Raw genomic sequence first — 12,917 nt, 5'->3', positions numbered from 1 at the left:
CACCCGGGGCAACCCGACCTCCTTCGGGTACCGTCGAAGCATGAGCGAAGCGGATGCGTGGGCGACGGCAAGCGCGGAAGACATCGCGGCGGAGAAGGCGCGCCGCAAGGCGCAGGCGGGCGAGGTGCCGGGGTCCGCCGCCGACGAGTTGCGGCGGCTGGCGGAGGCCGTGGGCGAGGTCGTCACGGAGAAACTGGCGACCCTGCGCAGCCCCGCGGTGCAGATCGCGGCCCAGGGCGTCCTGTCCCAAGTGCGTTCTGTTGTCGAACCCATCAAGGAACGCAACCCGGACGTGTTCGATCACCTGAGCACCGCCGGAGCCGAACTCCTGGCGGCCTACCGGTCCGCGGTGGCCGGCGCGGAGGCCCGCTGGACCTCAGGTGGGCCCTCCTCGCGTTCAACGGCTGAACACATCGACCTCGACTGACCCCCTCTCCGGTACGGTTCTCTTAGCGGGGATCGACCGAAAACTGAGGGACACATGGGACTCACCATCGGCGTCGACATCGGCGGCACCAAGATCGCGGCCGGAGTGGTCGACGAGGAAGGCGCGATTCTCGAGACCGTCAAGGTGCCGACTCCGTCGTCTCCCGAAGGCGTCATCGACGCGATCGTGGCGGCGGTACGCCAGGTCAGCACCGGTCACCAGATCGAGGCCGTCGGCATCGGCGCCGCCGGCTACGTCGACGACAAGCGCGCCACCGTACTGTTCGCGCCCAACATCAACTGGCGGCACGAAGCGCTCAAGGACAAGGTCGAGCAGCGCGTCGGCCTGCCCGTCGTGGTGGAGAACGACGCCAACGCGGCGGCGTGGGGCGAGTACCGCTTCGGCGCCGGACAGGGCCACTCCGATGTGATCTGCATCACGCTCGGCACCGGTCTCGGCGGCGGCATCATCATCGGCAACAAGCTGCGCCGCGGCCGCTTCGGCGTCGCCGCGGAGTTCGGCCACGTCCGGGTGGTGCCCGACGGCCTGCTCTGCGGCTGCGGCAGCCAGGGCTGCTGGGAGCAGTACGCCTCCGGCCGCGCCCTGGTCCGCTACGCCAAGCAGCGCGCCAACGCCACCCCGGAGAACGCCCAGGTGCTGCTGGCACTCGGCGACGGCACCCCGGAGGGCATCGAGGGCCGGCACATCAGCGCCGCCGCCCGGCAGGGCGACCCGGTCGCGATCGACTCCTTCCGGGAGCTGGCCCGCTGGGCCGGCGCGGGCCTGGCCGACCTCGCCTCGCTCTTCGACCCCTCGGCGTTCATCGTCGGCGGCGGCGTCTCGGACGAGGGCGAACTCGTCCTCGACCCGATCCGCAAGTCGTTCCGGCGCTGGCTGATCGGCGGCGAGTGGCGGCCGCACGCCCAGGTGCTCGCCGCCCAACTCGGCGGCAAGGCCGGCCTGGTGGGCGCCGCGGACCTGGCCCGCCAGGGCTGATCCGCCCCGCCGGAGGCAGGCCCGCCACCGGTACGATCCCGCACGACCCGCACACCACGACGAAGGCGCAGCGCGAGTGGAAGATCTGCCGAGTTCCGCGACGGAGCCTGGGGGCTCGGCGGTCATCCGCGTCCTGAGCTACAACGTCCGCTCGCTGCGGGACGACACGGAGGCGCTGGCCCGGGTGATCCGCGCCTGCGCCCCCGACCTCCTCCTCGTCCAGGAGGCCCCGCGGTTCTTCCGGTGGCGCAAGGCCGCGGCCCGCCTCGCCGAGTCGACCGGCCTGTTCTACGTGACCGGCGGCGCCCCGGCGGCCGGGCCGATGATCCTCGCGTCCCTGCGGGCGCGGGTGATCCGCACCGAGGACATCCTGCTGCCGCGCACCCCGGGGCTGCACCAGCGCGGCTTCGCCACCGCGGTCCTGGGGTTCGGCGGGGCCCGGCTGTCCGTGCTCAGCGCGCACCTCAGCCTGCGCGCCGAGGAGCGGCTGGAGCAGGCCGCGCTGCTGCTGCGCCACCTCGACGCCCTCGGCGAGGAGCACCAGGTGGCCGGCGGCGACCTCAACGACGGCCCGGGCGGGCGCGCCTTCGACCGGGTCGCCGGGAAGCTCCAGGACGCCTGGGCCGCCGAGCCGTGGGGCGGCGAGGCCACCTCGCCGTCGAGCGGCGCGCGCCGCCGGATCGACGGGATCTTCGCCTCGACCGGCATCGAAGTCCTGGGCGCGGGCGTCCCGTTGAACGTGCCGGGCGTCAAGCGCACCGACCTCGCCTCGGCCACCGACCACCTTCCGGTGCTCGCGGCCCTGCGCGTCCCGGCGTAGGCCGTACGGCCGCGGCGCCCGTACGGCCGGGCGGTCAGACGACCGCGCCGCCGTCCGGGCGGTCGTCGTCCTCGTCGCCGGTGCGCATCCGCGCCACGAGCGTCGCGAACCCGCCGACGAACCCGCCGACCCCGACCAGGACCACCCACCAGGCCAGGTCGAGCTGGAGCAGCACGAAGGCGAACAGCAGCAGCGGGCCGCCCACCACCGCGATCCACGCGAACTTGGTGGTCACGTCGGCCTCGGGCAGCGGCGGCGGCTCCGGCGGGACGTAGTGCGCGTCCTCGTCATCGTCGTCGTCCGCCACGTAGTCCCGCGGGCCGGAGATCACCGGGTGGATCACGATGCTGCGGGTCGGCGGCGGGGGGACGGCGGGCCCGGGGTCCGCGGGCGGGGCCGGCTTCGGCTGCTCCGGCGGCACGTTCTCGGCCTCGGGCCAGGACCGGGCGCCGGGTGCGGGCTCCTCGTCGTAACCGGCCACCAGGGCCGCCCACACGGCCTCCTCGTCGAGCGGCGCCGCGCCCTCGTCCTCGCGATCGGCGTCAGCCACCTGCGGTGACCTCCTCGGCCGCGGCCGGAGCGGACAGCCGGCGGATGAACGCGTACGACTCCTCGAAGATCTGCTCGGCGTCGTGGTCGAGGGTGGCGACGTGGTAACTGCGCTCCAGGACCCGCTCGGTGACGTCGGTGGAGGAGATCTTCGCCAGCACCAGCTCGGTGTTGGACGGGTGCACCACGTGGTCCTGCCGGCTGTGCAGCAGCAGCACCGGCTGGGTGACCTGGGGCAGCGCCGAACGCACCACCGGCCAGAACTCGTTCAGCGAGCGCAGCGCGCGCAACGGCACCCGGGGGTAGCCCAGTTCGGTGGCGCCCTCGCGGGCGATGTCGCTGACGATGCCCGGCGCGGACGGCACGAGGTGCCGCAGCGCCGAGCCGATCCTGATCTGGAGCCCGTCGGCCTTCACCGACGGGTTGACCAGCACCAGCCCGCTGATCGCGGTGCCGTGCTTCTCGGCCAGCCGCAGGCTCAGGGTGCTGCCCATGGACAGGCCGCACACGAAGACCCGGGAGCACGAGGCGAGCAGCGAGCGCAGCTCGCGGTCCACCTCGGCGTACCAGTCCGGCCAGCCGGTGACCTGCATGTCCTGCCAGCGGGTGCCGTGCCCGGGCAGCAGCGGCAGCGACACGGTCAGCCCGCGCGCGGCCAGGTACTCGGCCCACGGCCGCATGGACTGCGGGGTGCCGGTGAAGCCGTGACAGATCAGGACGCCGGTCTCGCCGCCTTCGTGGCGGTACGGTTCGGCTCCGGGCATGAGCGGCATCGTGCATCTCCTGTTCAACGACGCGTACCCGGGTACACGGGAGTCGGACGTTCAGCGTACGCGGACCCGATCCCCACCGGTAAGCCCTACCGGGCCGTGCGCGGGTTAAGGTCGTCGCGACGGCTACAGGAGGCCCTGTTGTTCTACGGTGCGATGAAGATCGTTCTCGGCAAGCCGATCAAGGCGGTCTTCCGACCCTGGGTGGAAGGGCTGGAGAACATCCCGGCGGAGGGTCCCGCGATCCTCGCCAGCAACCACCTGTCCTTCTCGGACTCCTTCTTCCTGCCCTCGATGCTCGACCGGCAGGTCACGTTCATCGCGAAGGCGGAGTACTTCACCACCCCCGGCGTGAAGGGCAAGCTGACGGCCGCGTTCTTCAAGGGCGTCGGGCAGCTCCCGGTGGACCGCTCGGGCGCGCGCGGCGCCGGTGAGGCGGCGATCAACAGCGGCCTGGCGGTACTGGCGCGCGGCGAGCTGTTCGGGATCTACCCCGAGGGCACCCGCTCGCCCGACGGCCGCCTGTACCGCGGCAAGCCCGGCGGCCTGGCCCGGGTCGCCCTCGCCAGCGGCGCACCCGTCATCCCGGTGGCCATGATCGACACCGAGAAGGTCCAGCCGGTGGGGCAGGTCGTGCCGAAGCTGTCCATCCGGCCCGGCATCAGGATCGGCCGCCCGCTCGACTTCTCCCGCTACCAGGGCATGGAGCAGGACCGGTTCATCCTCCGCTCGGTCACCGACGAGGTGATGTACGAGATCATGAAGCTGTCCGGCCAGGAGTACGTCGACATCTACGCGACCGCGGCCAAGCGGCAGATCGCCGAGGCGGCGAAGGCGGAGGCGGCGAAGGCGGCCGCCGCGAAGAGCGACGCGGCACCCACCGACACGGCACCCACCGACACGGAGCACAGCGACCCGCCCACCGCGTAGCCGCCCGGGCACCCCGCGAGACCGTGCAGACTTGGCGGACCGGGGGAAGGGAATCCGTGGCCGTGAAGATGTCGGTGGAACTGCCGCTGTGGCGTGCGCTGGCCGCCTACCGCGTACTGACCTGCGGGTACGCCGTGGCGCTGTACGTCCACGCGTACCCGTCGCTGCGCCACCCGCTGCCGGGCGGCGTGTACATGGGCGCCCTGGTGGTGTGGACGTTCGCGACGCTGGGCCGGCTGCGCAACGCGGAGCGGTGCACCCCGCCGTTCCTGGTCGCCGATCTGGTCGTCGCCGTCAGCGGGGTGCTGCTCACCTCCGTGGTCGACGTCCCCGAGCGGATAGCGTCCGGCTCCTTCACGCTGCCGTCGATCTGGACGGCCGGCTCGGTGCTGGCCTGGGCGGTGAAGGGCGGCTGGCGGTGGGCCGCGCCGGCCGCCTCCGTGGTCGCGGTCGCCGACCTCGTCGAGCGCGGCACGGCCAGCCCCGAGACCCTGCACAACCTGGTCCTGGTGTGGATCGCGGCGATCGCCATCGGCTACGTCGTGGAGGTCGCCCGGGCCAGCGAGCGCACCCTCGCCCGGGCGCTCCAGATCGAGGCGGCCACCCGCGAACGCGAGCGGCTGGCCCGCGACATCCACGACAACGTCCTCCAGGTCCTGGCGATGGTGCAGCGCCGCGGCGACCAGGCGGGCGGCGAGGCCGCGGAACTCGGCCGGCTGGCCGGCGAGCAGGAGGTGGCGCTGCGCTCCCTGATCTCGGGCGCCCCGGCCCCGGAGCCGGCCCCGCCCGCCGGCGGTACGCCCGCGCCGGACGGCCCCGCCGACCTGCGCCCGCTGCTGTCCCGGTACGCCTCCGGCCGGGTCACCGTCTCCGCGCCGGGCACCCCGGTGCCGCTGGACCCGGGCGCCGCGGCCGAGTTGGCGGCGGCGGTCGGCGCGGCCCTGGACAACGTGCGCCGCCACGCGGGCGAGCAGGCGCACGCCTGGATACTGCTGGAGGACGAGCCGGACGCGGTGCTGGTGACCGTGCGGGACGACGGCCCCGGCATCCCGGAGGGGCGGCTCGCCGCGGCGGCGCGCGAGGGCCGGCTGGGCGTGGCCCAGTCCATCCGCGGCCGGCTGCGCGACCTGGGCGGCGGCGCCGAACTCGTCTCCGTACCCGGCCAGGGCACGGAGGTGGAGCTGCGCCTGCCGAAGGCACCGCGGCGGACGGCAGCCGCGCCCGGCGGCCCGGTAGCCTCGGGCGTACGCAACGAACCGGCCGGCGCCGCAGACACCGGCCGGACCGGAGGGGGAGGAAGCACACCATGACCCTCGGCACCGCCGAGCACACCGGACCGGACCGGCCCGTGACGGTGATGGTCGTCGACGACCACCCGATGTGGCGGGACGCGGTCGCCCGCGACCTCGCCGAGGCGGGCTTCGAGGTGGTCGCCACCGCGGGCGACGGGCCCGAGGCGATCCGCCGGGCCCGCGCGGCCCGCCCGCAGGTGCTGGTGCTCGACCTCAACCTGCCCGGCGCGTCCGGGGTGCAGGTGTGCAAGGAGGCCATCGCGCACGACGGGGCGCTGCGGGTGCTGGTGCTGTCGGCCAGCGGCGAGCACACCGACGTGCTGGAGGCGGTCAAGTCCGGTGCGACCGGATACCTGCTGAAGTCCGCCGGGCGGGACGAACTGGTGGACGCGGTGCGCCGCACCTCGGCCGGCGACCCGGTCTTCACCCCGGGGCTGGCCGGGCTGGTGCTGGGGGAGTACCGCCGGCTCGCCACCGAGCCGCCCCCGGCGCAGCCCGACGAGCCGGCCGCGCCGCGGCTGACCGAGCGGGAGACGGAGGTGCTGCGGCTGGTCGCCAAGGGCCTGAGCTACAAGCAGATCGCCCAGCGGCTGGTCATCTCGCACCGCACCGTGCAGAACCACGTGCAGAACACCCTCGGCAAGCTCCAACTGCACAACCGGGTCGAGCTGGTGCGCTACGCGATCGCCCGCGGTCTCGACGACGAGGACGGCGACGGCGACGGCAGCGGGGGCACCGGCGGGAACCGCTGAGCCGGGGGCCGTGCGGACGCCCGGCGGACCGGCCGGAACCGGCCCGGCGCCGACGCGTGCCGCGGCGCGCCAAGAGCGCTTGCCGTAGGCCGCCCACCGGCCCTACGATCCCTCCACCCGGCATGTCCGGCCGCTTCGAACACCCCCTTTCTGGTCTTCTGTCCCCACCTTTCTGAGCATCTTGAGGAGCGCCCGGTATGACGGGTGTTGTGGGAGGGCACGCGGTGCCCGTACTCGCGGTCGCAGGCGGCACCGCTTCCGGCAAGTCCACCCTTGCCGAGGCGCTGGCGCGGCATCATCCCGAGACCGTCGGTCTCGTCCACCTCGACGACTTCTACGTGCCCGCGCACGACCCGCAGCGCGGGGTGCGGACGCTGAGCGCGACCGGCGCGGAGACGCTGGACTGGAACCATCCCGGCTCCATCGACGAGGACGCCGTCGCCGAGGCGGTCGACGCGGCGGCCGGCTGCGGCCGGTACCGCCTCGTGGTCGTGGAGGGCCTGTTCGCGCTCACCCTGCGGGCGGTCGCCGAGCGGGCCACCTGGCGGGTGTACGTGGACACCCCCGACGACATCCGGCTGGCCCGCAAGATCCTGCGCAAGATCGAGGTGTTCGGCCAGGACCCGGGCCTGTCGCTGCGCAACTACCTGCTCAGCGGGCGGGAACGGCACGCGGAGTACGTCGCCCCCGCCCGGGACCGGGCCGACCTGGTGCTCGACGGCACCAGGTCCGAGGAGGGCCTGCTCGACGCCGTCGGCCACCTCGTCGGCGACCTCCTCGGCCGCGCCCCGCAGCGGGCCGGGCACCCCGAGCCGCTGGCCGTCTGACCGCGCGGGGCCCTCTGACCGCCCGGTGCCGCCCGGCCGGACACGGTCGGACGGCCCCGCGGCCCGGTGCCGCTACACCGGCGGGCGGACCGCCCGCGAGGTCTCGCCCACGTGGTCGAGCAGCCCGGCCACCAGCGCGGCGCCGTCCAGTGAGAGCACCGACTCCGGGTGGAACTGGACCCCGGCGAAGCCCGGCCCGCGCAGCGCGTGGATGTCGCCGCTCGCCGGGTCCCGGCTCACCTCGATGCCGTGCATGGCCAGTTCCTCGGCGGCGTCGGCGTCGCAGCGGGCCGTGAAGGTGTTGTAGAAGCCCACCGTGGTCCGGGTGCCGAAGAAGTCGACCACCTCCTGCGCGCCCTGCGCCGGGCGGTCCTTGCGGACCAGGTCCAGGCCGAGTTCGGCCGCCACCAGCTCATGGCCCAGGCACACCCCGAGCAGCCCGTGCGCGTGGTCGCGCACCAGGTCCGCGGTGAGCGCCCGCAGGAAGCCCATCTTCGGGTCGGCGGTCTCCGCCGGGTCGCCCGGGCCCGGGCCCAGCACCACCGGCCCGGCGTGCGACAGCGCCGCCTCCCGCAGCCCGGGCTCGTCGTAGCGCCGTACGGCCACGGTGCGGCCGGCGGCGCGCAGCACATGCGCGAGCATCGCGGTGAAGGTGTCCTCGGCGTCCACCACCAGCACCGGCCCGGCCGCGCCGTCCCGCGCCGGGGCCGGCGTCCGCATCCGCAGCCAGAACGGGGCGAGCCGGGAGCGGCGGGCGTCCAGCGCGGCCCGCACCCGGATGTCGTCGGCCAGCCGCGGCGCGGCCGTACCCGGGTCGGAGCCCGGCGCGGGGGCGGCCGGCGGCCGCGGCGGGAGCACCCCCAGCGCGGTGAGCACCCCGGCGGCCTTCGCGTGCGTCTCGGCCACCTCCGCGTACGGGTCGGAGTGCCGCACCAGGGTCGCGCCGACCGGCACCTTCAGCTCACCGGCGGGCGAGATGTCGGCGGTGCGGATCAGGATCGGCGAGTCCAGCGTCTGGGCGCCGCCCGCGTCCCGCCCGAGCAGCGCCAGCGCGCCCGCGTAGTAGCCGCGCCCGGCGCCGTCGCGGCCGCGGGGCTCGTACCGCTCGATCACCCGGCAGGCGTTCTGCACCGGCGAGCCGGTGACGGTCGCGGCGAACATCGTCTCCCGCAGCACCTCCCGCACGTCCATGCTGGAGCGGCCGCGCAGTTCGTACTCGGTGTGCGCGAGGTGCGCCATCTCCTTCAGCCGCGGCCCGACCACGACGCCGCCCCGGTCGCCGACCGTGCACATCATCTTCAGCTCCTCGTCCACGACCATGGTCAGCTCCTCCACCTCCTTCGGGTCGTGCAGGAACTCCAGCAGCCCGTCCGCCGACGGCCCCTGCGCCGGGTAGCGGTAGGTGCCGCTGATCGGGTTCATCACCACGGTCCGGCCGGACATCCGCACATGGACCTCCGGGCTGGCGCCCACCAGCGTCCGCTCGGGGGTGTGCACGGTGTACGTCCAGTACGCGCCCCGCTCGCCGCGCAGCAGCCTGCCGAACAGCTCCAGCGCCGCCGCCGGCCCGAAGTCCGGCACGACACCGCGGAAGGTGCGCCGGATCACGAAGTTGGCGCCCTCGCCGCGGCCGATCTCCTCCTCGAGCACCTGCCGCACGATCCGCGCGTACGCGTCGTCGTCCACGTCGAACGCGCCGCCCTCGACCCGCACTTCGGACCCGCCCGGCAGCTCCCGCAGCGCGTCCCGCACCTCGGCGAGCGGGAGTTCGTACACCTCCTGCGGGCGCAGGACGACCAGCGGGGTGCCGTCGTCATGGACGTCGAAGCCCCGCTCGCGGATCTGCCGGAAGGGCACCAGGGCCAGCGCGTCGGTGACCGGGGCGCCGGGGGCGCCGGAGGGCAGCGGGATGCCGGCGAGCGTGTCGACCTGCTCGACGGGGCCGAGCAGCACCTCGACCACGTCCTGCGGGCGGCCGGGGGTGCGGCGGTGCAGCAGGGCGAAGGGCGGGCAGGCGGGGTCGAGCAGGCGCTGGACGAGCCGGGCGGCGCTGGGGGGCGGGGCGGAGTGGGGCACGGCGGGCGTTCCTTCCTGGACGTTCCTGGACGTTCCTGGATGTTCCTGGACGTTCTCGGCGGGCGACGGACGGGAAGGGCGGCCGGACCCGGAAACACCGAAGGCCGCCCTCGGGCGGCCTTCGCGACGTGTTCTGCGCGCGATGTCTAACGGGCCGCCGTGGAAGCGGTCCGCCAGCAGGAGTGCTGGGTGGTGCGGGTGATCATCGCGGTCATGGTCCCGAGCCTACCGCAACCGGGCGGCGACGATCCGCACACGGGGCGGAACGTCTCATCCACTGAGCGCAGCGGTCCGGGCCCGACCCGACCACGTAGGGTGGGGCCCGTGACCGTGAATGCCGAAACCCATGCCGGGACCCGTACCTGGCAGTCTCTTCCCGCGGCGCAGCAGCCTGAATGGCCCGACCCCGAGGCGCTGCGCGACGTGATCGCCGAGCTCGCCTCGTATCCGCCGCTGGTCTTCGCCGGCGAGTGCGACCAGCTGCGCGCCCGCATGGCCGAAGTGGCCGAGGGCAAGGCGTTCCTCCTCCAGGGCGGCGACTGCGCCGAGGCGTTCGACGCCGTGGGCGCGGACCAGATCCGCAACAAGCTCAAGACGCTGCTCCAGATGGGAGCGGTGCTCACCTACGCCGCTTCGGTGCCGGTGGTGAAGGTCGGCCGGATCGCCGGCCAGTACAGCAAGCCGCGCTCCAAGCCGACCGAGACCCGCGACGGCGTGACGCTGCCGACCTACCGCGGCGACTCGGTGAACGGCTTCGAGTTCACCGCCGAGGCCCGCGTGCCCGACCCGCAGCGGCTGAAGCGGATGTACCACACCTCCGCCGCCACGCTGAACCTGGTGCGCGCCTTCACCACCGGCGGCTACGCCGACCTGCGCCAGGTGCACGCCTGGAACCAGGACTTCGTGAAGTCCTCGCCGTCCGGGCAGCGGTACGAAGCCCTCGCCCGCGAGATCGACCGCGCGCTGACCTTCATGGCCGCCTGCGGCACCGACCCGGCCGAGTTCCGCACCGTCGAGTTCTACGCCTCCCACGAGGCGCTGCTGCTCGACTACGAGACGGCGCTGACCCGGACCGACTCGCGGACCGGCAAGCTCTACGACGTCTCCGGCCACATGCTGTGGATCGGCGAGCGCACCCGGCAACTCGACGGCGCGCACATCGAGTTCGCCGCGCAGATCGGCAACCCGATCGGTGTGAAGCTCGGCCCGTCGACCACCCCGGAGGAGGCGCTCGCCTACATCGACCGCCTCGACCCGGACCGGGTGCCCGGCCGGCTCACCTTCGTGGTGCGGATGGGCGCGGACAAGGTCCGCGACAAGCTGCCGACGCTGGTGGAGAAGGTCACCGCGTCCGGGGCGAAGGTGGTGTGGGTCAGCGACCCCATGCACGGCAACACCTTCGAGGCCGCCTCCGGCCACAAGACCCGCCGCTTCGACGACGTCCTGGACGAGGTGAAGGGCTTCTTCGAGGTCCACCACGGCCTGGGCACCCACCCCGGCGGCATCCACGTGGAGCTGACCGGCGACGACGTCACCGAGTGCGTCGGCGGCGGCGACGAGATCTTCGTCGACGACCTGCACCAGCGGTACGAGACGGCGTGCGACCCGCGGCTCAACCGCAGCCAGTCGCTCGACCTGGCGTTCCTGGTCGCCGAGATGTACCGGGGCCAGTAGCAGCGGGCGCCGGCACCCGGCCCGTCGGTGCCGGCTTCGAGAAGTATCCGCGGAGGGGCGCGTATCACACCGGTACGCGCCCCTCCCGGCTTTTCTTCCGCGCGACCGTCTGGGTAAGGTAAGGGTTACCTCAGCTTCTGGCCCTCGATCGGTGGTGACCGCGTGTACGTCTGCTCGTGCTTCGGCATCACCGAGCAGCAGGTGAAGCAGCACGCCGAAGAGGGCCGCTGCACCCCGCGCCAGATAGCCTCCGCCTGCAAGGCAGGCACGGACTGCGGGTCCTGCGTCAAGCGCATCCAGGCGGTGCTGGGCCGCGGCGACGGCTGCGTCACCCGCCACGGGCTGGCCGCCCCGGCCGCTGCGGCCGGGCCGGCCCCGGCCGATCTCGCGCAGCCGGAGATCCCGCGGCCGGACCCCGCGCCGCCCGCCCTCCGGCCGCTGCGGCGCGTCGCCTGACCCGCGGCCGCGCACCTCAGGGGCGGATCAGCTCTCCGGCTGCTCGATCTGCTGCGCGATGTACAGCGGCTCGCCCAGCTTCTCGATCAGGCCGAGCTGCGTGTCCAGGTAGTCGATGTGGTGCTCCTCGTCCTTGAGGATGTCCTCGAACAGCCGGGCCGAGGTCACATCGGACTTCGACCGCATCAGGTCGATGCCGCGCCGCAGCCGGTCGATCGCCTCGACCTCCACCAGCCGGTCGGCCTGGAACATCTCGGTGACGGTCTGCCCCACCCGCACATGGAACAGCCGCTGGTAGTTCGGCAGCCCCTCCAGCAGCAGGATGCGGTCGGTGATGATCTCCGCGTGCCGCATCTCGTCGAACGACTCGGCCCTGGTGTTCTTCGCGAGCTTCGTCCACCCGAAGTTGTCCTGCATTTTCGCGTGCAGGAAGTACTGGTTGATCGCGGTCAGCTCGGCGGTCAACTGCTCGTTGAGGAACTCGATGACCTCGGGGTCGCCCTGCATGGCAACGCCGTCCTTCCCGTTCGGGCCCGATATGTCCGCGCATCCTTGCACCGCGTGACCGTTCGATCCAGTAAGTGCACGCTTACGGTGTCGGCGCCGCCCGGCCCGCGGCCCGAGCACGGTGTCCGGTCTGTCACCATGGACGTATGAGTCGGCAAGCGCATCCGGAGGGGCGGCTCCCCCCGGGGCAGCGGCTCCAGCGGGGCTGGCCGGTCACGCACTACGGGCCCGTGCCCCGCTTCCGCCCCGAGCGCTGGGACTTCCGCGTCTTCGGCGCCACCGCGCACGGCGCCCGCCCGGTGTGGAACCACGACGAGTTCTCCGCGCTGCCGTACACCACCGTGGTCGCCGACTTCCACTGCGTCACCAAGTTCTCGATGACCGGCATGGAGTGGGGCGGGGTCTCCGCCGCCACCGTCGCCGAACTCGCGCCCCCGGCGGCCGACGTCACCCACGTCATGGTCTGGGCCGAGTACGGCTTCAGCTCCAACCTGCGGATCGAGGAGTTCCTCGACGACCTCACGATCTTCGCCACCCACCAGGGCGGCCAGCCCCTCACCGCCGAACACGGCTTCCCCGTCCGCCTCGTCGTGCCCCGCCTCTACGCCTGGAAGGGCCCCAAGTGGGTGCGGGGCATCGAGTACATGACGGCCGACCGCCGCGGTTTCTGGGAGGAACGGGGCTACCACAACCTCGCCGACCCCTGGCACGAACAGCGCTACTCCTTCCAGGAATCCCCGGGCGACGGCCCCGAACTCTGAGCCCGGCTCACCCCGCCGGGCGCCCCAAAGGGGCGCGGGGAACTGCGCGACCAGCCAGAGCGTGGCCCGCAGTCCGCACA

General features: G+C 73.5%; 14 protein-coding genes. 10 read left to right on the top strand and 4 right to left on the bottom strand.

Annotation, left to right across the window (positions count from 1 at the left end):
* Positions 1-40 precede the first annotated feature (40 nt).
* The 3 genes from WA788_RS09275 (at position 41) to WA788_RS09265 (ending at position 2,243) form a co-directional block, all read left to right on the top strand.
* Positions 41-427 carry a DUF5304 family protein gene (locus WA788_RS09275; RefSeq protein WP_335973978.1) on the top strand — a complete coding sequence of 129 codons (387 nt, stop codon included), beginning with the start codon at positions 41-43 and terminating at the stop codon, positions 425-427.
* A 54-nt stretch (positions 428-481) separates the two neighbouring features.
* A complete protein-coding gene (locus tag WA788_RS09270; RefSeq protein ID WP_335973975.1) occupies positions 482-1,423 on the top strand; it encodes an ROK family glucokinase in 942 nt (313 codons plus the stop codon).
* A gap of 76 nt (positions 1,424-1,499) precedes the next feature.
* Positions 1,500-2,243 carry an endonuclease/exonuclease/phosphatase family protein gene (locus tag WA788_RS09265; protein WP_335973970.1) on the top strand — a complete coding sequence of 248 codons (744 nt, stop codon included), beginning with the start codon at positions 1,500-1,502 and terminating at the stop codon, positions 2,241-2,243.
* A 34-nt stretch (positions 2,244-2,277) separates the two neighbouring features.
* Here WA788_RS09265 and WA788_RS09260 read toward each other — a convergent pair whose 3' ends face one another.
* Positions 2,278-2,793 (bottom strand): hypothetical protein, encoded by a 516-nt coding sequence (locus WA788_RS09260; protein ID WP_335973966.1) that lies wholly within the window; start codon positions 2,791-2,793, stop codon positions 2,278-2,280.
* Positions 2,786-3,565, bottom strand: coding sequence for an alpha/beta hydrolase (locus WA788_RS09255; RefSeq protein ID WP_335973961.1), 780 nt, complete (start codon positions 3,563-3,565; stop codon positions 2,786-2,788). Before WA788_RS09255 ends, WA788_RS09260 begins: the two co-directional genes overlap by 8 nt.
* Positions 3,566-3,703: 138 nt before the next feature.
* Between WA788_RS09255 and WA788_RS09250 the strand changes: the two genes are divergently transcribed.
* The 4 genes from WA788_RS09250 to WA788_RS09235 all read left to right on the top strand — a co-directional run bounded on the left by WA788_RS09250 (position 3,704) and on the right by WA788_RS09235 (position 7,363).
* Complete coding sequence (locus tag WA788_RS09250; protein ID WP_335973956.1) at positions 3,704-4,492, top strand: lysophospholipid acyltransferase family protein; 789 nt, start codon at positions 3,704-3,706, stop codon at positions 4,490-4,492.
* Positions 4,493-4,560: 68 nt separating this feature from the next.
* Complete coding sequence (gene macS / locus WA788_RS09245; RefSeq protein WP_335974169.1) at positions 4,561-5,802, top strand: MacS family sensor histidine kinase; 1,242 nt, start codon at positions 4,561-4,563, stop codon at positions 5,800-5,802.
* The gene (locus tag WA788_RS09240; RefSeq protein ID WP_335973952.1) at positions 5,799-6,536 is read left to right on the top strand and encodes a response regulator transcription factor; all 738 of its coding nucleotides are present in this window, start codon (positions 5,799-5,801) and stop codon (positions 6,534-6,536) included. The genes macS and WA788_RS09240 overlap by 4 nt, the downstream gene beginning before the upstream one ends.
* 197 nt (positions 6,537-6,733) lie before the next feature.
* Positions 6,734-7,363 (top strand): uridine kinase family protein, encoded by a 630-nt coding sequence (locus tag WA788_RS09235; RefSeq protein ID WP_335973949.1) that lies wholly within the window; start codon positions 6,734-6,736, stop codon positions 7,361-7,363.
* A 72-nt stretch (positions 7,364-7,435) separates the two neighbouring features.
* On the opposite strand, the gene WA788_RS09230 is transcribed toward WA788_RS09235, so the two are convergent.
* Positions 7,436-9,439, bottom strand: a complete 2,004-nt coding sequence (locus tag WA788_RS09230) for an anthranilate synthase family protein (RefSeq protein ID WP_335973947.1) — start codon at positions 9,437-9,439, stop codon at positions 7,436-7,438.
* Between the two features lie 324 nt (positions 9,440-9,763).
* On the opposite strand from WA788_RS09230, the gene WA788_RS09225 reads away from it, so the two are divergent.
* Positions 9,764-11,113 carry a class II 3-deoxy-7-phosphoheptulonate synthase gene (locus WA788_RS09225; RefSeq protein ID WP_335973944.1) on the top strand — a complete coding sequence of 450 codons (1,350 nt, stop codon included), beginning with the start codon at positions 9,764-9,766 and terminating at the stop codon, positions 11,111-11,113.
* A gap of 162 nt (positions 11,114-11,275) precedes the next feature.
* The gene (locus WA788_RS09220; RefSeq protein WP_335973943.1) at positions 11,276-11,569 is read left to right on the top strand and encodes a (2Fe-2S)-binding protein; all 294 of its coding nucleotides are present in this window, start codon (positions 11,276-11,278) and stop codon (positions 11,567-11,569) included.
* A 27-nt stretch (positions 11,570-11,596) separates the two neighbouring features.
* On the opposite strand, the gene bfr is transcribed toward WA788_RS09220, so the two are convergent.
* Complete coding sequence (gene bfr, locus WA788_RS09215) at positions 11,597-12,076, bottom strand: bacterioferritin (protein WP_335973936.1); 480 nt, start codon at positions 12,074-12,076, stop codon at positions 11,597-11,599.
* A gap of 146 nt (positions 12,077-12,222) precedes the next feature.
* On the opposite strand from bfr, the gene WA788_RS09210 reads away from it, so the two are divergent.
* A complete protein-coding gene (locus WA788_RS09210; protein ID WP_335973932.1) occupies positions 12,223-12,837 on the top strand; it encodes a sulfite oxidase-like oxidoreductase in 615 nt (204 codons plus the stop codon).
* Positions 12,838-12,917: the final 80 nt, after the last annotated feature.

The sequence above is a fragment of the Streptomyces sp. CA2R106 genome (assembly GCF_037034245.1).
Lineage (GTDB): Bacteria > Actinomycetota > Actinomycetes > Streptomycetales > Streptomycetaceae > Actinacidiphila.
Note: the sequence above shows the minus strand (reverse complement) of the source record. Positions and strands in the feature narration are given on the sequence as shown.

Excerpts from the sequence above, each read along its gene's own strand:
- WA788_RS09240 (WP_335973952.1), top strand. The coding sequence starts at position 5,799 with ATGACCCTCGGCACCGCCGAGCACACCGGACCGGACCGGCCCGTGACG.
- macS (WP_335974169.1), top strand. The coding sequence starts at position 4,561 with ATGTCGGTGGAACTGCCGCTGTGGCGTGCGCTGGCCGCCTACCGCGTA.
- WA788_RS09235 (WP_335973949.1), top strand. The coding sequence starts at position 6,734 with ATGACGGGTGTTGTGGGAGGGCACGCGGTGCCCGTACTCGCGGTCGCA.
- bfr (WP_335973936.1), bottom strand. The coding sequence starts at position 12,076 with ATGCAGGGCGACCCCGAGGTCATCGAGTTCCTCAACGAGCAGTTGACC.
- WA788_RS09210 (WP_335973932.1), top strand. The coding sequence starts at position 12,223 with ATGAGTCGGCAAGCGCATCCGGAGGGGCGGCTCCCCCCGGGGCAGCGG.
- WA788_RS09270 (WP_335973975.1), top strand. The coding sequence starts at position 482 with ATGGGACTCACCATCGGCGTCGACATCGGCGGCACCAAGATCGCGGCC.
- WA788_RS09275 (WP_335973978.1), top strand. The coding sequence starts at position 41 with ATGAGCGAAGCGGATGCGTGGGCGACGGCAAGCGCGGAAGACATCGCG.
- WA788_RS09255 (WP_335973961.1), bottom strand. The coding sequence starts at position 3,565 with ATGCCGCTCATGCCCGGAGCCGAACCGTACCGCCACGAAGGCGGCGAG.